This is a genomic window from Leptospira kemamanensis, assembly GCF_004769665.1.
GTDB lineage: Bacteria > Spirochaetota > Leptospiria > Leptospirales > Leptospiraceae > Leptospira_A > Leptospira_A kemamanensis.
On record NZ_RQGG01000028.1, the window covers coordinates 89,866 to 111,565 of the forward strand.

Here is a 21,700-nt window from a genome sequence, read left to right on the forward strand (position 1 = left end):
TACTCTCTTATGTTACTTAAAGAGTCGGACAAAAAGCTTAAAGAGACTTATTATTTTTTTGCCACAAATGGCTATGTCAGGAAAAAAGGAGATGTGACTTACCGAATCACTCCCTTTTTTTTACTCATCCTTTCTTTCCTGTTAGTCGTTAATTGCGGGCGAAAAGAACGAACTCTTTTTGAAGAAGGGAAAAAATGGGAACTCGTTGGAGAAAAAACAAAAGCCCTTTATTATTACGAACTTTCGCTCCGAGAGAACCCTGAATATGATCCCGTCCTCAAACGGATGGGACTTCTCCTTGCTGACAGTGTAGAATCCATTGCCACGGCCATCTTTTATTTGGAAAAATACCACAGAATCAAAAAAGACGACACGGAAGTACAAAGAGAACTCTTCCGCCTCTATCTTACCACAGGGTATGAAAAAGAAGCATTGGAAATTTTAGAGGAAATTCGTTTCCAAGGGAAAAAAGAAACCTTGGAATTTTTTGAAGCCACCTATCTCTGTCTTACGAGAGGGGTAAAACAAAAGGACTACCTCCTCACCTTAGAAAAAAGCCCACTTTCTTCGGACCCGTACTACGCACCGTGGGTGCGGGCTTGTGAAACAAAATAGGCAATTACCGTTTAGACCGAGTCTAAAGAATAACGAACTAGATATAGATTAGGAGAGATTATGAACCACAAAGTTGTCATCATTGGATCAGGACCTGCTGGACACACAGCAGCCATTTACGCAGCGAGAGCTAATTTAAACCCAGTGATGTATGAAGGATTTATGGCAGGTGGTGTTGCCGCAGGCGGACAACTCACAACCACAACGGAAGTGGAAAATTTCCCTGGTTTTCCAGAAGGAATCGATGGAACCAAACTCACCCAACTTTTCCGAGAACAATCGGCAAAATACGGAACCACCATCCACACCCAAACCATCACAAAAGTGGATTTATCAAAACGCCCTTTTACCATTTGGTCTGATGACGAAGAAATCAAAGCAGAATCCATTATCATAGCAACAGGTGCAACCGCCAAACGTATGTTTGTGAAAGGGGAAGATGTATTTTGGCAACGAGGGATTTCTGCTTGTGCGGTTTGTGACGGAGCCCTTCCCATTTACCGAAACAAAGCTCTTGCCGTGGTTGGTGGAGGAGACTCCGCAGTCGAAGAAGCAAATCACCTCACTAAATTTGCCTCCAAAGTGTATCTTGTGGTACGACGGGACCAACTCCGCGCTTCTCAAATCATGCAAAAACGCGCAATGGAACACCCAAAAATTGAAATTCTTTGGAACCAAACCGTTGTGGAAGCAAAAGGTGGCGCTGGTGGACTTACTTCCATCGTCCTCGAAAACACAAAAGACAAATCCCAAAAAGATTTAGAAGTGGGTGGTCTTTTTTATGCAATCGGCCACGTTCCTAATACGGAAATTTTCAAGGGCCAATTGAATTTAGATGAAACAGGTTATATCATCACAAAACCAGGAACCACACAAACCAATGTAGAAGGTGTGTTTGCCGCAGGTGATGTTCAGGACAAAGTGTATAGGCAAGCGATCACAGCGGCCGGTAGTGGTTGTATGGCCGCACTTGAAGCTGAACGCTGGTTAGAAGGTCATTAGACCAACTCGTTACCATTTTTCAAAGGGAAGAGAAACCGATTTGGTATCAAACGCCAAATCGGTTTTTTTTGATTTAGTCCGAATACAACACAGACTCTCTATTGGAAAATACAACCGAAGTTCCATTCGGAGCTACATATTGTTTTTTCCCATTCTCCCATTCCACAATCGTGTAATTGGATCCACGAAACACGATTTGATTTCCAGGGAATACATTGGCTTCCCAACCATCTCCATACCAACGGTAATTTCCTTTTTTCCAAAGGAAAAAATAAGATCCTTTTGGTCCTAAAAACTCCCCTTCTCGTTTTCCTGAAAAGTCTTCCACATTGGCTAAAAAGACACTCATCAAAGAAGGAATTTCATCATAGGACTGAATCTCTTTTGCAGATTCTTTGATCGAAAATCCCTTTTCCAAAAAGCTTTCAAATTCCTTTGGATTTTTAGGAGACATGATGGTAAATCCAAAAAGGGAAAGTGGTTTCGCATTCTTCAAAACATCCAATTTATCAGTCTCAAATTGTTTGATACTGTCTTTCAGTAAAGTATCGGCACTCACACCTGTAACTTTTTGTATCGCAATGGTTGAATCAAGTCCTAAACAAGTTTCCTTTTGGTAGGAAGTGATCGCCTCTTTTCCATATCGATCCTGGATATGTTTGACTAAGATGACACCAATCAGATAAGGAATGTTATCTTTGTATTTAGCATCTAACAAGGATTTGTAAGTTTTGGGAACTTTATTTTCACGGATTAATTTTTCAGTTTCTGCATACAACCAAACACGTTTCCTGTCACTGAAGCGGGATTCGATGTAAGATGCGAGTCCTTCCTCAAACCATGGATCCAAAATTTCTTGGTTAGGTGCTTTGCCTGTTTCTGCAATCGTTTTTAAACACGAGACTTGTTCTGCGTTTCTTGTCAGCTTTTGGAGAACCGTACTAAAATTTACCCGACGAAGTGAATCGGCATCAAAGTTTGCATTGCCCGTTTTTTCTGGCATCTGGTCGCCACAACAGAGGACAATCGCATCTTTGCCACCAAAACCCAACTCTTCCGAATGTGCTCCAAGCAGATCAAAACCGATATAGTCTTTTGCAGTTGCGTATTCATCAAAAAGTAGGACTGGAATTTTTCCCCGATTTTCAAATCCAAATTCATTTTTTAAATATAAAAAGAGTGATTTGGTTTTGACTTCCTCACCAAACACGCGTAAATACTCGTTCCACTTATCAGAACCATAAAAAACTAGATTTCCTACTTCCAACTTTGGTTTTCCCAATTGGGTTTCATTCACGAGTAGATAATTTTGGAACTCGAGTGGTTTTTGGTAGATGGTATCGTATTCTTTTCTGTGAGAAATCCAATACTTTGTGATTTTGGTATTGTCTGGATAATTCCAAACGAGTGTCGGTGAACATCCATTACACGAACCAGGTGCAGGAGCAAACACAAATCCTATCCCTGTAGGAAAATCTAATTTAAAAATTCCTGTGGGCCATTCGGTAAATACACTTCCATCGGCACGTTTCCATTGGTAATGGTTTTTGGCCCATTGGTAAACTTCTCCCCCATCAGGCCCCGAATAATACCCAGGGGCTGCATCCAAAAAACCCAATTTCAAATCTTCGAGTTTGGGTTCTTGGAGTTTTTCGGACTGGAAAAAACTGGTGGGAGCAGTTTCTCCAAAATCAAAATACAAAACTTCCGCTGTGCTCCCCCGTTTCAAGGGAACTGGTTTTCGTTCCGAATCAGAATAGAGAAAAGAAGCGATGAAAAATAAGAGGGATAGTGGAATAAGACGTTTCATGGGAGCCAAACTTTTTTGCCCCCAAGTTTCGCCCGTTTTTAGGACGCTGTCAAGAGGATTCTAAACAGCGTTTTGGTTTCGATAGGCGATCGCAATTTGTCCCGTACGGGAAATTTCACGAATTCCAAAAGGTTTTAACACAGCGATGATATTACTCACCTGACGAGAATTTCCTGAAAATTCGATGAGAAGGGAATCTTCCGTCATTTCTAAAATTTTCACATCGAACCCATTACAAATGGTGAGGGCTTCACTCCGATTGCTTTCGCTTATGGAAAACGAAACTAAAACGAGTTCCCTTTGTACGGAACTCGCATATGCCATATCTTGTACTCTTAACACATCAGGCAGTTTCAGGAGTTGGTTTTTCACCTGACCCACAACAAAGTCATCTCCATTCAGGACAATTGTCATCGAAGACACTTCAGGGTTATCCGTAACACCTACGGCAATGGAATCGATGTTATATCCACGTCTGGTAAAAAGTCCAGACACGTGGCTCATCACACCTGGATGGTTATTGACTAAAATACTCAGTGTATGTTTCATTTTTTCAATTTCCCCAAGTCTTTGAATTCGATGAGGTCTTGTTGTGATTTCCCAGCAGGAATCATTGGGAATACTTTTTCTTCTGCAGGGATCATCACTTCAATGAGGGCCGAACCACTATCTTTTAAGAAAAACTCTACCCCTTTGTCGATGTCTGATTTTTTTTCAATCCTCATGGCAGGGATATCATAGGCCTCGGCAAGTTTGACAAAGTTTGGATTGTAAGTCCATTGGGATTCACTAAATCGTTCTTCATAAAATAGTTCCTGCCATTGGCGGACCATTCCAAGAAAGTTATTATTAAAAAGTAAAATTTTTACACCTAACTTCGATTGCGCGATTGTGGCAAGTTCTTGGATACACATTTGAAAAGAACCGTCTCCTGTTACACAAATCACAGTTTTGTCTGGGTTTCCAAACTTCGCACCAATGGCTGCTGGAAGTCCATATCCCATAGTGCCAAGCCCACCGGAGGTAAGCCAAGTATTTGGTTTATCAAATAAATAATACTGAGCCGCCCACATTTGGTGTTGGCCTACATCCGTTGAAACAATTGCTTCCCCTTTGGTTTTTGTATACACCTTGTTTAAAAAATCTTGGGGTTTGATTGTATCACCGCTATTATCAAAATCAAGTGGGTGATTTTTTTTGAGTGTTTGGATGTTTTGGATCCACTCCGCACGGTCCCCACCCTTCACAAAAGGAAGGATTTCACGAATGGCATCTTTCAGATCCCCATGTAAGATGTGATCTACATTGATGCGTTTGTTAAATTCAGCAGCATCGATGTCCACATGGGCACGCACCGCATTCGGTGCAAAGTCTTGGTATTTGGCAACACGGTCATCAAAGCGGGCTCCCAAATTGAGGATATAATCACATTCTAACACTGCTTTGTTGGCATAAGCAGTTCCGTGCATGCCAAGCATTCCCACAGACAAAGGGTGGGTTCCAGGAAAGGCACCGAGTCCCATGAGAGTTGTGGTGACAGGGGCATTTGCTTTTTCAGCAAGAGCTTTGATTTCAGCAGAGGCAAAGGAATTGATCGCACCACCACCCACATAGAGTAACGGGCGTTTGGCTTGATTAAGTGCATCCGCAAATTCTTGTGGATCCCCTTTCACCTTTGGTCTTTCATAATGATGAGGAGCAATTTTTAAAGAAGATGCTTTCCGAACAGTTGTTTTACCCAATTGTACATCTTTGGGAAAATCGAGTAGGACCGGACCCGGCCTTCCTCCCATTGCAATTTTGATGGCTTCTTCAAAATGACGAGCCAGGTCATCTGCCTTTTTGATGAGGGCATTGTATTTGGTGATGGGAATTGTGATTCCAAAAATATCTGCTTCTTGGAAGGCATCAGTTCCAATGGCATCAGTGGCGACCTGGCCTGTGATCGCAAGGATGGGAACCGAATCCATTTTAGCATCCGTAAGACCAGTGATTAAGTTGGTTGCCCCTGGACCAGAAGTGGCAATACAGACACCTAACTTCCCTGTGGAACGTGCATACCCTTCTGCCATGTGAATGGCACCTTGTTCATGGCGAACCAGGATGTGTTTGATTTTTTTGCTATGATAGAGTTCGTCGTAGAAAGGGAGAATGGCACCACCAGGGTATCCAAAGACAATTTCCACACCCGCTTCTTCCAATAATTCGACCATAAGCCGGCCGCCAGTAATCGCTTCGGTTGTAGATGTCATTCGTTTCCCCCCTATTGTCATTTCTGCAAAAAAGAGCCTGTTGTCAATGTTCTCACGTTTTTGAGTCGATTTTTACTGTCTAAAAAGGAATGCTGAAAATTGGACCCTAATATGGAAAACGCCGAAATCGAAAAAACTCTAGAAGATGAAAAGTTCACAAAAATAAAAGCTCTTGCAAAAGAAGCGTATCGTTTTCTCGACCAAGGCCGCTTCAAAGAAGCAAAAGAACGATTAGACATATTACTAGACGAAGATCCTTCCAATACATATGGGCTTGTTGGACTTGGTGATTATTATGCTAAAACAAAACAACCTGAACAAGCCATCCAATACTATCGCAAATGTTTGAGTGGTGATAATACAAATAAGTTTTCCCTGATGGGACTTATGAATGCCTATCGGGATCTCAACAGCTTAAAAAGAATCATCGAAGTAGCTGAAGAATTTCACCACATAACAATCACAGATGCAAGTATCTTATCTCGAGTAGCTGATGCTCATAGAAAATTAAAAAACTTCAAAGAGTCAGAAGTATATTATATGGAAGCTCTGCAAATCAACCCCAATGACCAATATGTCATCGTGGGTCTAGGGCATTTGTATTTTGCCTGCCAACGATATGCTGATGCGATTCTTTGGTGGGAAAAACTCCTCGGTAGCCAACCAAACAATATCAAAATCCTAACTGAAATTGGAAATAGTTATCGCAAAATCAAAGATTTTGACAAAGCGATTCTTTATTACGAACGAGCCAAAGATCTCGATCCCAAAAACTTTTTTGCTCTTTATGGTCTCGCTGAATCTTACCGTGGGAAAAAAGATTTTAAAACTGCGATCACATATTGGGAAAAAATCCTCGAATCAGATCCAGACAACAAACTCATTATCAACCGTTATGCGGACTCACTCAGAGGTCTTGGCAATTATGACAAAGCCCTCGAATGTTTTAATAAAATCCTGGCAAGTGGTGATGATTATTTCGCACTTCTCGGAAAAGCGGCCGCATTACGACTCATTGGTGACTTAGAAAAAGCAGAAGAAATTTATTTGGGACTACTCTCCAAATCTCCAAACGATCCAAGACCTGCACTTGAGCTTTCAGATCTTTGGGATATAATGGGAAAAAAACCACAAGCCATCAAACTGTTAGAAGATTTGGCAAAGAAAAATCCTTCCAATGAAGCCATTCGCGAACGGATCGAATACTTAAAGGATTAGGTGTTCGGTGCTTCGCTAATCGGCACAACCAAAAAGTAAACTAATACGAGAATGGCAAAAGCTCCTGTGACAAAAAAGGTAACAGGAGCTCCAAACTGAAACCAAATCCAACCTGCCACCAAACTGGCAAAAAATGTTGCTACACTTTGTAACGCGGTGTAAAATCCAATGGCAGATCCAACTTGGTTTTTATGAACAAGATTACTAATCCAAGCTTTGGAGATCCCTTCGGTGGCACTCGCGTAAATTCCATAGAAAAAGAAGGCAACCCATAGATAATTGGTATCATCCATCCAACCCATCATTATGTATACCAACGCAAACAAAGTCAGTCCCAATAGAAACATAGTTTTAAGCCCAATTTTGTCTGCAACGATTCCTAATGGATATGCAAAGATAGCATACACTAAATTGTAAAAGATATAAATCCCGATGACAGAAGGATCATTTAACCCCAATTCTTTTGCTTTGAGAATCAAAAATACATCGGAACTATTCCAAAAAGCAAACACAAGTAATCCAACAACTAACTTACGATAATCGAGACTGGCATCTTTCCAAATCGAAACAAAGGAAAGAACACTTGGTTTTTTCTCATTTTTTATGATTTGAAATTCTTTTTCTCGCAATAAAAAAGTTAGACCAATCGATACAAGCCCTGGCAAAAAAGCTAAGTAAAACAAAACAATGTATTGGTTTGGATACAAATATAAGTAAATCAATGCAACACTTGGTCCGAGAACTGCACCCAATGTATCCAAAGATCGATGGAAACCGAACACTTGTGCTTTTGAAGTAGCGGTTGCTTCGTTTGCTAAAATGGCATCCCTTGCTCCTGTTCGGACTCCTTTGCCCAATCGGTCCAAGGTGCGAGCAAAAAAAACAACAATTGGAATTTGGCTGATCGCCAGTAAAGGTTTCGAAAAGGCACTTAAAGCATACCCCATTTGCACAAAAGGAACACGTTTCCCTTTCAGATCTGAAAGATTTCCAAAATACCCTTTGCTATATCCGGCAACTACTTCCGCAACACCTTCTAAAAAACCGATGTAGAGAATCGAATACCCAATGGACCTCAGATAAATGGGTAAAATGGGGTATAACATCTCACTGGCGATGTCCGTAAACAAACTGACAAGAGAAAGAACCAAAACTGTTTTGGAAATTGTTTGCATATAGAAGGGATACTCAAAGTTGAACGGAAATGCAAATTTGGTTTTTAGAAACCACGTTTCTTCAATAGAAATAAAAATGGTTTGTTTCCACCACCACCGTCCCCAGGGAACGATGGTTTGAAAAAGACCACCTTACGTGGTCAGTCGTGGTTGGAAGAAAACCATCCCCCTTACGGAGCGATGGTTTGGGATGAAACCACACCCCTTACGGCGCAATGGTTTTGAGTAAACTTAAGTCTTCTTTTTTGAACACTTTGATGGTGGTTTTGTCCCCTTCTTTTGGTTTACCCGTTACATAGATTTTATCACCAAAGAAGGTGAGTTCTGAGTTTTCTTCTACCGGTTCTTCTGTTCGTTTTTCGAAGGTTAGATCCGATTTAAAACGAGATACATGGTATTTATCTTTTACCTTTTCAATCACGTAAATTTTATCATCGCGATTGATCATCGGTGTTCGCCAGAAAATATCGGCAGACTCACTTGTTTTTTTTACACCCAATTTATCAGGGTCAAGTAATACGAGTTTGTGTTTACGAGTTTCGACTTTTTCTCCGTCGTAACCTAAGACAAGCACACCTTGGTTTGCGATTTCTTTAAATTCCTTAGAACAAATATTATTGTAAGAACTTTTAAATAGCGCATCGTCTTTGGCAGGATCAATGGCCCAAAGTTCATTGGAATAATGTCCATCTGTATCATACTTGATGAACTTCATAAAAAGGATTTTGTTGTTCACAACATTATCACTTTGTTCTTCCTTTTTCTTCAGTTCTTCTTTTGTTTGTGCGAGTTCATTTTTTAATTCTTCGACTTTGGCTTCTACTTTTTGAACCGCATCTTCTTTTTTAGCACCATCACCTGAAGTGGTAGTTCCTGTTCGTGCTTCTTCTTTTTTAGCGATTTGTTCTTCTTTTTTACTTAACTCTTCTTTTTTAGCTTCTACTGCTTGTGTCTTTTGCTCAGTGTCTTTTTTTTCTTGTTCAATCTTTTTGATTTCTTCTGTTTTTTTCTCAATTTCCGTTTTGTTTTTTACCGGATCTTTTTTCAGTTCATTGAGGCTTGCCACAGCTTCCGCTTCTTGTTTTTTGAGAGAATCTTTTTTGTCTTGGAGATTCTTTCCTTCTTTTGCCACTTCTTCTTTTTTATCTTGCAATACCTTCTTTTCATCTTTCAGTTTATCGGTTTGCAACTTGTCCATTTTTTTGGCTTCGTCTTCCATCTTTTGTTTGGTGGCAGGATCTTTTTCTTTGTCCTTCACCGTTTTATTTACATCTTTTTCTAATTCATCAGTGGTGACATCTTTCCCACTGTCTTTTAAGATGTTTCCTTCAATCGGAATGATGATTTGTGTTTTGCCTGGCCAATTTTTATAAACGGTATCAATCCCTAGTTTATCAGGAGATGTTACTTCCATGACACCAGCGGTGTATTTTTTTCCAAAGAATTTGGCATCCTTCCTGTGAGTGGCATTGTAATACAAAATGTACTGAGCGAGTGTTTCCGCATTTCCTGCTTTGTATTGGAAAGACTTTTCGATGTAAGATGCAAGAATCCTCGCAATGGAATTGACATGATCAAAACTTTGGTTTTCGGAAATAGAAAGAATGTCTGCTCCGAGTTTTCCATCGGCACCAGGAAGGATGCGTTGGATTTTCACTCCATCAGAATCGGCTGTGTTTTCTTTCGCTAACGTTTCTGCGAGTTTTTTACCCGTTTCTGTGTTTTCTTGTATGATGTCATCAGAAGCCTTACGTAAGGAACGGTTGATGAATTCAATTTTTTTGGAACCCTTGATTTCGGATTCTCCGAGTGGGGCTTTGGATTGGGCTGTCAGGGAAAAACCGACAACAATTAGACAAATGATGATGGAACGAGAGATTCTCATTGTTTCCTCACGAAATTAGGTTTCAGATGCCCACAAGATTAACAACCTTTCCGATTCTGCAAAGCAAGTTTTAGAATAAAAATCTATTTACCAAGGGGTGGACATTCAAAATTCTGTGGGAGAATGCCTACATTTACACACAGAGTCTTCAATTTTAATGCAGGTCCCGCCATGCTGCCCACAGAGGTCATGGAAGAGGCAAAGAGTGAGTTCCTCAATTTTAAGGGAACCGGAATGTCGGTTATGGAAATGAGCCACAGGGAAAAACATTTCCAATCGATTTTAGACGAATCCATCGCCGATTTACGGGAACTTTTGAATTTACCGTCCCGTTATGCAGTTGTTTACTTTCCAGGTGGTGCCACTTTACAATTTTCAGCGATTCCGTTTAATTATTTACAAGCGGGTGATTCTGCAGACTTCGCACTAACGGGCGTTTGGGCTAAAAAAGCCTTTGAAGAAGCAAAAAAATTCTATCCTAACGTTAAATCCATCTTCAATGGACTAGATTCCAAGTATATGGAACTTCCCACCATTACAGATGCTTCCGTCAATGACGGTGCAAAATACGTCTACATCACATCGAATAATACCATTTATGGAACGCGTTACAAAACGTTTCCGAAATTGAAAAAAGCACCTCTCTTTGCGGACATGACAAGTGAGTTACTCAGTCGCAAACTTCCGATCGAAGATTTTTCTGTCATTTTTGCTGGAGCACAAAAAAACATTGGGCCATCTGGACTCACCCTTGTGATTTATGATAAAGAAAAACTTCCGCAAGTATCTCATCCCATTCCCAATCTTATGAATTTTGCTCTGATGGAAAAAAATGGATCGTTATACAATACACCTCCGACTTACTCCATTTACATTGCGGGTCTTGTATTTAAGTATCTGAAACGGAAAGGTGGACTTTCTGTCATGGAAGAAATAAACGAACGAAAAGCAAAAAAATTGTATGATGCCATCGATGCCTCTTCCTTATTTGATGCTCCAGTTCCAGAAGCGTTCCGATCTGCGATGAATGTTGTCTTTAGAAGTAGAAATGAAAGTTTGGATTCCAAATTTTTGGCGCTAGCCGAAGAACAAGGGTTTGCTGGTCTTAAAGGATACCGTGATGTCGGTGGATTTAGAGCCAGTATCTACAATGCCATGCCAGAAGAAGGAGTGGACGCTCTAATTTCCTTTATCAAAGAATTTGAAAGGACTCATGGGTAGATTCCAACTTTATCTCCTTTTTTTAGTTAGTTTAGGGGCATCTGGTATCCATTCCCATTCTGTATGGATCCCAAAAGGAAACTTGGGATGGGAAGCAGCAAACAAATGTTACATTCCACTCTCCAAGGAAACTCTCACCAAAGCAATTAGTCCCAACATTCAAAATTTGGATCGGGCGAAGATGGCCATTTATGCCAAAGAGTCTGCGGAACTAAGATTAAACTCTTTGGACTGTATCTTAGACAACCTAAAACTACCGGAATCAGAATTACCGATTGGGGAAGTTTTATCCCCCTCTTTAGAATCTGGATTTCAACTCGAAGAACATTTTTTCCAAGCGGAATGGAGAATCCTTTTATCTGAAAGTAGACCTTACCCTTTGACACCAAGTGAACTTTCTCTTGCCAAACAGTGGTTAGAGTCTCACAATGAAATCAAACGAGAAATTTTGAATCTTACCATCGAATATCTTTCCCTAAAAAATCCAAAATCCAAAAGGGATCGGTTTTTGGATCTTTTTACAGGATATTATGGAAGTATGCTCCGAGAAAAAGATAAGTTTTATCTCTCCCTCAGCATAGAATCGTATACATCATACACCGAAGCCCTAAAACAAAGAAAGGAAACATCCGAATGAAAGAAAAAATTGGAATCGCCTCTGATCATGGAGGATTTGCTCTCAAAGAATTCCTCAGGAAAAGTCTCGAGGAAACGTATGAAATGGTCGATTACGGTACTAAGAGCGAAGAGTCCGTTGACTACCCAACCATCATTGGGGATGCCTGCCGAAAGGTTCTTTCCAATGAAGTCCCAAGACTTATCGCCCTTTGTGGTACGGGCATTGGAGCATCCATTGCTGCGAACCGCCTGAAAGGCATTCGAGCTGCCCTTTGTCATGATGAGTTTACGGCGGAAATGTCCAAACGCCATAATAATGCCAATGTACTCGTTTTAGGGGGAAGAGTTCTCGGAACAGATTTAGCTCTGAGGATTGTGAAAAAATGGATCGAAACAGATTTCGAAGGTGGAAGGCACCAAAAACGATTGGGGCTCATCGAAGAGCAGTCTTAATTTTCCTTATTTTCCTTTTTGGAGGATCCTCCCTATTTTCTTGGGAAGTCCCCAAAAAGGAAACTCTGAACCTTAGCCTTTGGAAAAAGATTGGTGTTGTTGAACACAAAGAACCAGGCAAAAAAAATACACTGAAACCCAAAGAAAACATTCCCAAACGTGGCGAATTGTTTTTCGATTTTGAAGGTGACACAAACGAACCGAGTCTCACCGAATCTGGATTTTTGTTTCCATCCAAATCCATCTCCGTAACTTCTTCTTCTTATCTCGAAGACAAAAACACTCATTTTTTTGGAAGAAAGTCAGCCTACTTTTCCGGAAGAAGAAACCAAATCCATCTCTCCGTTTCCGGTAACCCATATTTTGGAACTCATCCAGATCCCTTTAGTATCTCCATTCCACTCCGCATGGGAGAACAAGGAACAGGGTCAGTCATCCTTGACCGAACAGTTTATGTAAAAGGTAAAAAATATGGCATCTCACTCGAGTTAAACGAGGGAAGGCCCACACTTTATGTGAACAACTTATTACAAAAAACGGAATCAAGAACGATCAGTTTTGTTTTGGAATCGTCAAGTAAACTGAAACGCCATACTTGGGAAGTGATTTCAATCTATTTTGATACGCTAAACCATCGTTATGTGTTGTACCAAAACGGAATCGAAACAGCTGAATACGAAAACAAAGCTTCGGATACCATTGGATTTGGATTTCCTGAAAATGACTCCACGCCTCTTATCTTAGGGAAATCATTTTATGGAAATTTGGATGGGTTTCATATCCACAAAGGAGAACCAGAAGTAAGTTATACGAAATTTGAGTCTGTTCGTTATGATGATGATACGAAAATTGGTTTTATGGAAGGAAGTATTGCCATCTCCCCCATTTTAGAAACCAAATATAGTAACTCCAGTTTACAACAAATCCAATGGAAAATCGACAAACCGCAAGATACAATGTTAGAATTGTATTTTCGTGGTTCCAATCAAAAGTTTAACGAAACCAGTTCTTTGGATTGGACAAGGATTCGTTCTTTGACAATGGACTTGCCAAAACAAAAATTCAAGTATTACCAATGGAAAATTTGGTTTCGACCAGATCCACTGGGTAAAACAGTTCCTAACCTACAATCACTTAGCTTCGATTATACGGAACAGTCTCCTCCTGATGTACCAACCCTCTTCCGTTTGGATCCAAACCCAACCAAACTACCAAACAATGCCGTCTGTTTTTTATGGAATTCCAATCATGAAAAAGAAGTTCAAAACGGTGGTGGTTATATCATTCATTTTGGCCTGGTTCCGAACAGGATGGTTGGTTCCGTTTTTGTCAAAAAAGAAAAGGGAGACAAACTATCCAAAATCGATGGGAACGAAGAAAATAGTGGATTTCGAAACAAACGATTTTGTATCGATGAAGATACGTTAGTATCCAATATTTATATTCCAGAGGGACAACTAGAAACAGACGAATTCAGATCCATCAGTGACCAAGTGGATATTTCTAGAAAGGAGAAACGAGGCCATTTGTTCCAACCTGGACTCACTTATTACTTTAGAATTTCAGCTTACAACCGTTATTTGAATGAATGGGACTCCAAAGACCAAAGAAGTCCACTTTCTGCACCAATTTCATTTAGTTTCCCCAAAGAAGTTTCTCATCTTCAGTAAGGGGTGAGTTGGTTTTTCTAGTTTCGAAAATTCATAAAATTCATCCATCCCTTGGTTTAAAGCAATCACCTGTTCTAAACCAAGGCCTTCCACTAACAATAACTCTGACCGAATTTCATCCATAGAAACCGAAAAGATCGAATCAGTAAGATCTTCTATGTTTCGTAGGACCATTCGTTTCTGCTCTAAACTCAGTGATCCAAGTGAAAGAAATAACATGTGTAAAGAATACGCGGAACTAAAATACCTTATATGCGAAGTAATGCCTGTGAATAAATTTTCTTTTAGAATTTCTTTTTTATCCGACTGAATGAGAGCTTCTAAAAAAGAAGTCGATAAAAAAACTTTCAATGCAGAATCTCCGTTAGATTCTGCACCGCTCTTCTTCGCAGAAGTTCTGATTTTTGGATGATTTCATTTTTCAATGCCAATCGAATGAGTTCTCCTTGCGAGATTCCTCTTCTAGTCGCTTCATTTTTTAATAAAATTTGTTCTTCTTCAGAGAGTAAAATTTGAAATCGTTTATCAATCTTTGCCATTAATCTTCTTCTTCCAATTCCTTTTCGGCTTTTTCGAATTTACGCCAATACAAACTCGCATCCTTCCATTGACCGAGTGATTCATATAAAGAGGCTACATTATAATACGACTCTGTTAATCGATAATCTAGTTTCACTGCTTTTAAAAAGAGTTTGATCGATTTTTCTTTATTATCCGAAAACCATTCGCTAAATGCCCAAAGGTAATACCATCGACCCAAATTGGGATCCCTTGGCCTTACTTTTTCCAAGTGTAATACATTTTCTTGGAAAAGTTTGGATGCTAAATTATAATTTTTTTGGATGATTTTTGCTTTGTTGATTCGATCTTCTGCGGGTTCATCTGGTTTTGGAACCGATAAATCATTTCGATACAAAAGAGATTTTGCATACAAAAGTTTAAAATACAATTCGTTTTGGCTTAGTTCTAAATAACGTTCCAAATAGGGAATGGAACTCGTTTCATCATCTACCTTATGTAAACCATAAATTTGTTTTTTTAACGCAGTGGTTTCTTCTTTTTTTTTACTCCCACCAGCAAACACCGAGAAGGTGCAAACAAGAAAGAGGATCAAAAATTTAGAAATACAAATAATAATTTTGTCCATCTTCTGGAAATTTCATGGATTTGAGTTCATGCGAAAAAGGAAGTTCTTGCAGTTTTTGTACAACTGTCAGATATAAATCTTTTGCTGAAACTACCATCATCGAATTGGGCGAAGTTTCAATCAGACGATCTTTACTTTCCAAATAGGTTTGAATAGAATCTACAAAATGTTTTTTACTGCGTTCCCATTCTGGAGATGGGTGGTATTCTGGCCAATGGATCCGTAAAACAGAAGCGGAACGTTTACCACCAAAAGTTGCTTGCATAAACGAGCGAATCATCCAAGACAAACTATCCTTTAAAAACTCAGGTTTTCGTTCTTCTTTATCAACTAGTACGTGCAAGGCGGGTATCACTTGTTTTAATTTTTCTTGGATCATCCGTTTGTGGGATTCCAGAAATTTACTTCTCTCTTCCTTAGTCAAAAGAACCAAAAATATACCTGGGAAACCAAGTGTTTCCATATGAAAGGCAATGATGGTCTCTGTTTGTAATAAAATCTCCCAAGAGAATTTTTTTGCGATGAAACGGTCCAATCGAACCGTTTCATCCACTTCCAAAGAAGCAAATCCAAATTCATCAAATTGTAAATACGGATCGTGGTGTAAAAAAATTAGATTCGAACGAGTATTGTAGTCAAGACCAGATGAGATTTGATTATGAAAAGAACCAAGGGAGTCATTTAAAAATAAATAGGAGAACCGAGGAGAGCCCAAACGAGAAATAAAGTTTTTTGTATAACCAACGATCCCATCATAGGAGATTTCATTTTCCCGATAAATTTTATCGAGCAAACTGTATTCAAAGCGCTTTTCTTCGGGTACAGATGTGAATACATTCTCTGTCACCGCAAGTTTGTTAGTCGGTACAGATTCTCCACGTTTGGTAACAGTAGAAACTAATTTTTCCAATTCAGGATTAAAAATCGTTTCTCGTTTTTTCTGGACAGCATCCAAAATGGCCACACGTTTCCAAGCAGCAGGAGGTAAAATTTTAAAACTGGTTTTTTTCACTGGACTCTGCATCTTTATAACGGGTTCCGATTTAGTTTCAATTCCTTCTTTTGTATTTTCTAATTTTTTTATCACAACTTCCGGTTCGTGTTTCTCCGAGTGGATGAAAAGGGATTCCCCTAACACAGGCGTAGTGGCCCATTTGCGTTTGAGTTTCACCCAAAACACAAAGAATACCCAAGGACCAATAAAACAAAGACCAAAACTGAATAGGTATGGAGGAAACGAAGAATACCGATACACAGTCAAACCGGCAAGTGTTCCTGGTTTTCCTTTTTCTTTTTCTAAATAATAGGAATGAAATTTGTGATGCAAAAACCCAACAGATTCTTTTTTTGCGTTGGTGTGGCGTAATTTGGTAAGATGAGATTCATTCCAATGGCGTGGGTTAAACAATACTTGTTCTTTACTTTTATTATCTGAAAGTTTTTTTGCGACATAAGGAAAATAGAACTCATCCTTATCCTTTTCTTTTTTCGCATATAATAAATTTGGATTGATGACAGTCAGTAGAATTGTATCAAAAACCAAGTTAGAATTTTGAATGGGTAAGAGATATACCAAATCCAATTCCGATTCAATCAAAATCGATTTCGGATTTTCTTTTAATTTTTCCAGAACATTGAGTATCTCTGCACCAAATCGATTCTGAATGGTTTTATCATTACTTCCTTGTTTCCACTCATAAAATTCGGTGATCAAATTTTCATCTGTTCCCATCTCTTTTCCATTTTCACGGTAAAAGAATTTCAGATTTCCCTCTAATACATTCAAATTTGCTTCAACTTGGTTTAATCGATGTTCGGTCCAAGGTTGGTAATAACGATAATCGGGAAACAGATCCCATGTTTTTTGATAAAAGAAAAGTAATAACAAATAAACGATGATAGGAAATACAATTCGTCTTTTAAAATGGAATCCATCATGATGAAGGATCATCCAAACAAATCGGATATAAAAAAGTCCTGAAAACGTAAAAAGAAATAACAAAAAACAACCAAATCGAATTTCCTCGACTTCGGAATCCGTTTGTTTGAGTAAATAAATCGAAAAACCATCTCTTGTTTCTAACTGAAGTTTGGAAAACTCACCATCCAATTGCCAAGTGAGTTCCTTTCCTTCTTTCCCTTGGAAAAATCCAAGTAACTCACCACTCTCCCGATCACCCGACAAAATCGATTCGTCATTCGTATATAAAATCTTCTGGATACTAGGTTTAAATACCCAATACAAATATCCGTATTCTAAATTTGGATTTTGGATGGAACTCAGTTGATTTGTGTATTTTGGGAAAATCACAAAGAATTTCCCAGTGAGATCTCGGTACACAAAATCTCCATTGGCCAACACTTTGATTTTACCTGCGAGAAGTCCCGTAGGGTCTTGCCTCAATTCTTCGTGAAAGACTTCAGCCTTCTCATTTGTACTATGGATGAGTCGAAGGGAATCATCATACAATCTTACATAGTCTAGTTGGAGAGTTTTTTGGATTTGGGTAGAAACTTGATTGGCTCGAAATGGCAAAGAAGAGTTACGTAAATAAAATTCAATTGTATTCAAATACTCTTTGGTTCTGTTTTCATCATAACGTTCTAAGGCCGTGATCAAATTGGATTTTCGTTTTTCAGGGCGGATCCACTGGAAATAACTAAACAAAACAAAGGTGACAAGTAAGGAAACGAAAAAGAGACCAAAAAGAATAGACAGGTTTCCGAAATTTCGTTTCATCATAATTATTATCGGGTAACCGTAAGGCAAAAACCAATCGGTCTAAGGAAAGGAATGATTTTTTATGTATTTTTGGATGGGGTTGGGATCAAAGATTATGACCCCAAAATCAATCCGTTCAGCCGATTTGCCAAAGGGTTTTTAGCACCTGTAGGTGGGATTTCCAAAAATGATTTGGACTTACCGATCAGTGCCACAAGTATCCATTACCTAAAAACAGATGCCCATATGGGTGTGCCAGGCCTCCCTCAATCCGCCACGGGCCAAACAGCTCTTTGGACAGGGATTCCTGGTCCCAAAGTTCTTGGTCGCCATGTGAGTGGTTTTCCCACGATCACCCTACGCAAAATCATCGCCAAGTATTCGATGATTAAAGTGTTAAATGAAAACGGGTATGAAAGTGATTTTTTAAACTGTTTTTCCCCACCTTACTTAAAACATGTGGAAGAAAAACCAAAACTAGTTTCTGCATCCACTCTTGTGCAACTGGCAAGTGGTCGACCACTGAAAAACTTTGAGGACCTTCGTAAAGAACAGGGACTTTATATGGATATCACCCATGAAATCATGGGAACCCTCGGAATTGATATGTTAAAATCGGGAGATCCTCTACTTGAAAAAAGGGATCCTTACTTACTGGGAAGCCAATGTTTTCAAAAGTTTTCACACTATAAACTCGGTTTGTATGAATATTTTTTAACAGATAAAGTGGGTCATGCCATGGATTGGGAAAAAGCGGAGAAAGTGATTCACAATTTAGAATTATTTTTCAAAGGACTTCTCTCTGCAATGGATCCAACCAAAGATTTACTGATTGTTTCGAGTGATCATGGCAATATGGAAGACTTAAGCCAAAAAAATCATACGGAAAACCCAGCGGCCACCATCCTGTATGGGAAGGATGCTGACCGCTTCGCAGAAAATATACACTCGTTAGCTGATATTGTACCCGAAATTTATAAAACTTTTGGGTTAGAGGAGGCTCTTTACAATACCCACACGAATGAGTTTCTAATGGAAACCAACTAAAACTCTAAATCATTCCCCGAATCTGGTTTCCCAGATGAATTCGGTTTATTGACATTAGAATCTGACGATACATCCGAATCTTCTAAATCATTGTGGTCAGTAAACTGATCCAGAGATTCTTTTTTCCATGCAATCGCCTTGTCGGTAATCTGGTTTTTAGGGTATTTATCTACTATTGTTTGAAAGATACCTGCTGCTTTTTCAAATTTACCCTGTCTGAAATAAATGGTTCCTTTTTTATAAAGGGACGCTTGATCGAGCGAATAATCACTGTTATTTAATACTTTATTGATATAAGTAAGTGATTCTGTTTGTTTTCCTAAAGCATCATATGCCAATGCGATGTAATACAATGCTTCTTCTTCTTTTTTAGGAGAAGGATTCACGGATAAAGACTTTTGGAAAAGCTCTATTGAACGAAAGTATTGTTTTTTCGTATAACTTTCTTTCGCATCTTTAAAGACTGAATCTTTATACTCACCAACTACTTTTTCATCCGCACCAGCAAGTCCATCTTGGGTTTCAATGTATTCATCAAATACATCAAAGGATGCCCAGTCTTTCCCCAGTTTGCGTAACGACCTACCCCAACCAATTCTGGATTCTGTATGATTTGGATCTTCTTGGAGTGCTAACACGTAGTTTTTACGTGCTGTTTCGTATTGGCCAATTTTATAAAAATGATCACCAAATGCCATAAAAGCCTTAGATCTAAGTTTGTTATCGGAACTCGACTGTAATACCGATTCTAAATGGGCCTTCCCTTCGGATTCATTTCCTATTTTTAGAAGCAAATTTCCGAGAGAATAACCTAGTTTGTCTTTTTCCTCTGGTTTCCAATTGGAATTTTTCTTTAAGTCTTTGTAAATATCAAGTGCGGGGTAAAAATCTGAATTTTTTTCAAGAGCTCTTGCTTGGTTGTATTTAATTTGAAATTCATATTTTTCTAAACCACGTTTTCCAGCTAACTCAGAAAAGATGGCAATTGCCTTTTCTTTGCTATGTGGATTGGTTTGTTTTAAATACTCTTCCCCTTCTGCAATTCTTTCTAAAACCAATTGGGATTGGTCTTCTTTTGCAGAAATATTGGTTTGGTAATAAGCAGTGGAGAGACCAGCTACAATAAATAACAAACCAGCTAACGATACGATCACTCGACTCATAAATTACCTCGACCCACTTGATTTAGGGTTTGATTCGTCCAAAATTCAACTCTGGAAGGAGAATAGGATTTGGTTTCCTTTTTCAAAAAACATTTTAAGGCTTTTTTCGTATCACCTGTTTTGAGTGCACTCACTCCTAAAAAAAACAAAGCCTTTCCTCTTAAGTACGAGCTCGTTTCAAATTTCAAATATTCTTCCAATCGATACACGGCAGTTTCGAATTTCTTTTGGATCACCGTTTCTCTAATGATACGATTGAGTTCAGTTTGTCCCAAATCATAAGTTACAGTGGCAGAATGTTCTTCTTTAAAATCATTCACTGGTTCAATGTTTTCTTTTGGAGGGGCAATTTCTGTTGGAGTTACCACATGTTCATTTTTATAAATTTCTGGTTTTTCTGGTTCTTTTTTTGGCTTTGATTCTGCGACAATATCTGTTTCTTCCTTAGGAAGATTGTCTTTCGAGAAATCATATTTAAAATAAGAAACATTTTCTTTTAAATTATAATCTTCTGGAACAGCACTTGATTTTGCAGTCACTCCAAAATAGAGTTCATCAATTTCTTTTAGTTCTTTGATAAAGAAGTTCGTTTTCGGATGGACTACTGTTGCCACTTTCACAACGGTTCCTTGGTTAAAGGAAGAAGCACCTTGGTTCAACGGTTTGATGGATGCGTATAAGGTATAAATTGTTGTTTCATCAGCAGCTTCTGGACTAAGCCAACTGATCACTGCACCCTTTCCCACTCGTTCATAACCAAGTCCTCGAACATGTAATGCACCTGACAAATTGGGAGTAGGATCATTAGAAGCAACTTCCAAGTTTTGTTTTTTCGGAGTTTCTTCAACGATGACTTCCGCATTAGACTTGTCAGACTGTTTGATATAAAAAACACGTAATGTCGATTTTTTATCTTCTAAAGGAAGTGACTCTTCTCCTCCGAGTTGTTTTACGGACACACCATAATATAAAGTTTGAGATTTACTTAGGTCTTGGTCTAAAAAGGTAACTGTTGGATGAGTGAGTTCTGTTAATTTCTCCGCTTTTTGCATGAGGGGCAAACTTGTCATAGGAGAGCTCGAACGATATACTGTGTAAATGGTTCTTCCAGCAATCGCACCTGCGGGAGGAGTCCAATTCAGACGGATAAAACGTTTTTCAATGTTAGCCGAGATACCCGAAACTCCACCCACCATGGATTGGATGTTCGTGTCTTCAGGGAAAGCTGGGAAATCAGGGTTTTGACCGACAATGGGTGTCCCATTTTCTTCCGCAATGGTAACAGGAATCGTTGTATAGTTTTGATTGGGAAATAGTTTTACTTCACGTCTACGAACATCTGTTACCATCACGACCGAATAGTAATAAGTTCCGGGTTTTAAATTATAATCAAAATAAACACGTGTTGCATTTGGGCCACTCGCTTTGTATCTTCCTAGGGAATCCGCGATGTAGAGTTTGTCTGGACTATCAATCATGACATTCGATCTTGCCACGATGATTTCTCCCTCTTGTTTGGGAGAGTCCCAATCAATGCGAATGGATTTTTTATCAGGTAATATGCTCGCATGGATTGCTTTGGCAATCGTGGGATAACGACTTTCCTCAAATCCGGAGTCTGCCCATACCGGGAATTGAGAGAATAGCAGTACAACCGTCCAGAGGTGAATCGAGAACTTCATACTTAGATTTTCGGTGGAAC

General features: G+C 39.1%; 19 protein-coding genes. 8 read left to right on the forward strand and 11 right to left on the reverse strand.

Translation table 11 applies throughout. From position 1 onward, the window contains the following. Nucleotides 1-9 precede the first annotated feature (9 nt). Both EHQ59_RS08985 and trxB read left to right on the forward strand, forming a co-directional pair. Nucleotides 10-615 carry a tetratricopeptide repeat protein gene (locus EHQ59_RS08985; protein ID WP_244245455.1) on the forward strand — a complete coding sequence of 202 codons (606 nt, stop codon included), beginning with the start codon at nucleotides 10-12 and terminating at the stop codon, nucleotides 613-615. Nucleotides 616-675: 60 nt separating this feature from the next. Beyond that, complete coding sequence (gene trxB, locus EHQ59_RS08990) at nucleotides 676-1,617, forward strand: thioredoxin-disulfide reductase (RefSeq protein WP_135619332.1); 942 nt, start codon at nucleotides 676-678, stop codon at nucleotides 1,615-1,617. A 73-nt stretch (nucleotides 1,618-1,690) separates the two neighbouring features. Here the strand turns inward: trxB and EHQ59_RS08995 are convergent, their stop codons facing one another. The 3 genes from EHQ59_RS08995 to ilvB are packed head-to-tail and all read right to left on the reverse strand — an operon-like array spanning nucleotide 1,691 to nucleotide 5,679. After that, entirely contained in the window at nucleotides 1,691-3,427 is a 1,737-nt protein-coding gene (locus EHQ59_RS08995; RefSeq protein WP_135619333.1) for a peptidase MA family protein, read from the reverse strand. 60 nt (nucleotides 3,428-3,487) lie between these two features. After that, on the reverse strand, nucleotides 3,488-3,976 hold the full coding sequence (gene ilvN / locus EHQ59_RS09000; protein WP_135619334.1) for an acetolactate synthase small subunit: 489 nt from the start codon (nucleotides 3,974-3,976) through the stop codon (nucleotides 3,488-3,490). Then, complete coding sequence (gene ilvB / locus EHQ59_RS09005) at nucleotides 3,973-5,679, reverse strand: biosynthetic-type acetolactate synthase large subunit (RefSeq protein ID WP_135619335.1); 1,707 nt, start codon at nucleotides 5,677-5,679, stop codon at nucleotides 3,973-3,975. The genes ilvN and ilvB overlap by 4 nt, the downstream gene beginning before the upstream one ends. Before the next feature lie 111 nt (nucleotides 5,680-5,790). Between ilvB and EHQ59_RS09010 the strand changes: the two genes are divergently transcribed. Beyond that, nucleotides 5,791-6,897, forward strand: coding sequence for a tetratricopeptide repeat protein (locus tag EHQ59_RS09010; protein ID WP_135619336.1), 1,107 nt, complete (start codon nucleotides 5,791-5,793; stop codon nucleotides 6,895-6,897). On the opposite strand, the gene EHQ59_RS09015 is transcribed toward EHQ59_RS09010, so the two are convergent. After that, entirely contained in the window at nucleotides 6,894-8,072 is a 1,179-nt protein-coding gene (locus tag EHQ59_RS09015) for an MFS transporter (RefSeq protein ID WP_135619337.1), read from the reverse strand. The two genes, EHQ59_RS09010 and EHQ59_RS09015, sit on opposite strands and share 4 nt — an antisense overlap. A gap of 205 nt (nucleotides 8,073-8,277) precedes the next feature. Beyond that, nucleotides 8,278-9,957 carry a P83/100 family protein gene (locus tag EHQ59_RS09020; protein ID WP_135619338.1) on the reverse strand — a complete coding sequence of 560 codons (1,680 nt, stop codon included), beginning with the start codon at nucleotides 9,955-9,957 and terminating at the stop codon, nucleotides 8,278-8,280. 123 nt (nucleotides 9,958-10,080) lie between these two features. Between EHQ59_RS09020 and serC the strand changes: the two genes are divergently transcribed. Genes serC through EHQ59_RS09040 form a run of 4 tightly spaced genes read left to right on the forward strand, consistent with a single transcriptional unit; the run spans nucleotide 10,081 to nucleotide 13,919 of the window. After that, nucleotides 10,081-11,178 carry a 3-phosphoserine/phosphohydroxythreonine transaminase gene (gene serC / locus EHQ59_RS09025; protein WP_135619339.1) on the forward strand — a complete coding sequence of 366 codons (1,098 nt, stop codon included), beginning with the start codon at nucleotides 10,081-10,083 and terminating at the stop codon, nucleotides 11,176-11,178. Then, nucleotides 11,171-11,815: a hypothetical protein gene (locus EHQ59_RS09030; RefSeq protein ID WP_135619340.1), complete on the forward strand. Its 645-nt coding sequence runs from the start codon at nucleotides 11,171-11,173 to the stop codon at nucleotides 11,813-11,815. The genes serC and EHQ59_RS09030 overlap by 8 nt, the downstream gene beginning before the upstream one ends. After that, on the forward strand, nucleotides 11,812-12,249 hold the full coding sequence (rpiB, locus tag EHQ59_RS09035) for a ribose 5-phosphate isomerase B (RefSeq protein WP_135619341.1): 438 nt from the start codon (nucleotides 11,812-11,814) through the stop codon (nucleotides 12,247-12,249). Before EHQ59_RS09030 ends, rpiB begins: the two co-directional genes overlap by 4 nt. Next, nucleotides 12,180-13,919 (forward strand): concanavalin A-like lectin/glucanase, encoded by a 1,740-nt coding sequence (locus EHQ59_RS09040; protein WP_244245456.1) that lies wholly within the window; start codon nucleotides 12,180-12,182, stop codon nucleotides 13,917-13,919. The genes rpiB and EHQ59_RS09040 overlap by 70 nt, the downstream gene beginning before the upstream one ends. Here EHQ59_RS09040 and EHQ59_RS09045 read toward each other — a convergent pair. Genes EHQ59_RS09045 through EHQ59_RS09060 form a run of 4 tightly spaced genes read right to left on the reverse strand, consistent with a single transcriptional unit; the run spans nucleotide 13,881 to nucleotide 17,809 of the window. Further along, a complete protein-coding gene (locus tag EHQ59_RS09045) occupies nucleotides 13,881-14,270 on the reverse strand; it encodes a hypothetical protein (protein ID WP_135619342.1) in 390 nt (129 codons plus the stop codon). The genes EHQ59_RS09040 and EHQ59_RS09045 overlap by 39 nt on opposite strands. Then, complete coding sequence (locus EHQ59_RS09050) at nucleotides 14,267-14,458, reverse strand: CopG family transcriptional regulator (RefSeq protein WP_135619343.1); 192 nt, start codon at nucleotides 14,456-14,458, stop codon at nucleotides 14,267-14,269. Before EHQ59_RS09050 ends, EHQ59_RS09045 begins: the two co-directional genes overlap by 4 nt. Further along, the gene (locus EHQ59_RS09055) at nucleotides 14,458-15,066 is read right to left on the reverse strand and encodes a tetratricopeptide repeat protein (protein WP_135619344.1); all 609 of its coding nucleotides are present in this window, start codon (nucleotides 15,064-15,066) and stop codon (nucleotides 14,458-14,460) included. The genes EHQ59_RS09050 and EHQ59_RS09055 overlap by 1 nt, the downstream gene beginning before the upstream one ends. Next, nucleotides 15,038-17,809: a hypothetical protein gene (locus EHQ59_RS09060; protein ID WP_135619345.1), complete on the reverse strand. Its 2,772-nt coding sequence runs from the start codon at nucleotides 17,807-17,809 to the stop codon at nucleotides 15,038-15,040. Before EHQ59_RS09060 ends, EHQ59_RS09055 begins: the two co-directional genes overlap by 29 nt. 51 nt (nucleotides 17,810-17,860) lie before the next feature. Between EHQ59_RS09060 and EHQ59_RS09065 the strand changes: the two genes are divergently transcribed. Then, entirely contained in the window at nucleotides 17,861-18,835 is a 975-nt protein-coding gene (locus EHQ59_RS09065; protein WP_135619346.1) for an alkaline phosphatase family protein, read from the forward strand. Here EHQ59_RS09065 and EHQ59_RS09070 read toward each other — a convergent pair. Together EHQ59_RS09070 and EHQ59_RS09075 are read right to left on the reverse strand one after the other, a co-directional pair. Further along, nucleotides 18,832-19,998, reverse strand: coding sequence for a tetratricopeptide repeat protein (locus tag EHQ59_RS09070; RefSeq protein ID WP_135619347.1), 1,167 nt, complete (start codon nucleotides 19,996-19,998; stop codon nucleotides 18,832-18,834). The genes EHQ59_RS09065 and EHQ59_RS09070 overlap by 4 nt on opposite strands. Then, complete coding sequence (locus EHQ59_RS09075; RefSeq protein WP_135619348.1) at nucleotides 19,995-21,680, reverse strand: tetratricopeptide repeat protein; 1,686 nt, start codon at nucleotides 21,678-21,680, stop codon at nucleotides 19,995-19,997. The genes EHQ59_RS09070 and EHQ59_RS09075 overlap by 4 nt, the downstream gene beginning before the upstream one ends. Nucleotides 21,681-21,700: the final 20 nt, after the last annotated feature.

Bases quoted from the DNA above. Each gene is read 5' to 3' on its own strand.
- EHQ59_RS08985 (WP_244245455.1), top strand. From the start codon at position 10: ATGTTACTTAAAGAGTCGGACAAAAAGCTTAAAGAGACTTATTATTTT.
- trxB (WP_135619332.1), top strand. From the start codon at position 676: ATGAACCACAAAGTTGTCATCATTGGATCAGGACCTGCTGGACACACA.
- EHQ59_RS08995 (WP_135619333.1), bottom strand. From the start codon at position 3,427: ATGAAACGTCTTATTCCACTATCCCTCTTATTTTTCATCGCTTCTTTT.
- ilvN (WP_135619334.1), bottom strand. From the start codon at position 3,976: ATGAAACATACACTGAGTATTTTAGTCAATAACCATCCAGGTGTGATG.
- ilvB (WP_135619335.1), bottom strand. From the start codon at position 5,679: ATGACATCTACAACCGAAGCGATTACTGGCGGCCGGCTTATGGTCGAA.
- EHQ59_RS09010 (WP_135619336.1), top strand. From the start codon at position 5,791: ATGGAAAACGCCGAAATCGAAAAAACTCTAGAAGATGAAAAGTTCACA.
- EHQ59_RS09015 (WP_135619337.1), bottom strand. From the start codon at position 8,072: ATGCAAACAATTTCCAAAACAGTTTTGGTTCTTTCTCTTGTCAGTTTG.
- EHQ59_RS09020 (WP_135619338.1), bottom strand. From the start codon at position 9,957: ATGAGAATCTCTCGTTCCATCATCATTTGTCTAATTGTTGTCGGTTTT.
- serC (WP_135619339.1), top strand. From the start codon at position 10,081: ATGCCTACATTTACACACAGAGTCTTCAATTTTAATGCAGGTCCCGCC.
- EHQ59_RS09030 (WP_135619340.1), top strand. From the start codon at position 11,171: ATGGGTAGATTCCAACTTTATCTCCTTTTTTTAGTTAGTTTAGGGGCA.
- rpiB (WP_135619341.1), top strand. From the start codon at position 11,812: ATGAAAGAAAAAATTGGAATCGCCTCTGATCATGGAGGATTTGCTCTC.
- EHQ59_RS09040 (WP_244245456.1), top strand. From the start codon at position 12,180: ATGGATCGAAACAGATTTCGAAGGTGGAAGGCACCAAAAACGATTGGG.
- EHQ59_RS09050 (WP_135619343.1), bottom strand. From the start codon at position 14,458: ATGGCAAAGATTGATAAACGATTTCAAATTTTACTCTCTGAAGAAGAA.
- EHQ59_RS09055 (WP_135619344.1), bottom strand. From the start codon at position 15,066: ATGGACAAAATTATTATTTGTATTTCTAAATTTTTGATCCTCTTTCTT.
- EHQ59_RS09060 (WP_135619345.1), bottom strand. From the start codon at position 17,809: ATGATGAAACGAAATTTCGGAAACCTGTCTATTCTTTTTGGTCTCTTT.
- EHQ59_RS09065 (WP_135619346.1), top strand. From the start codon at position 17,861: ATGATTTTTTATGTATTTTTGGATGGGGTTGGGATCAAAGATTATGAC.
- EHQ59_RS09070 (WP_135619347.1), bottom strand. From the start codon at position 19,998: ATGAGTCGAGTGATCGTATCGTTAGCTGGTTTGTTATTTATTGTAGCT.
- EHQ59_RS09075 (WP_135619348.1), bottom strand. From the start codon at position 21,680: ATGAAGTTCTCGATTCACCTCTGGACGGTTGTACTGCTATTCTCTCAA.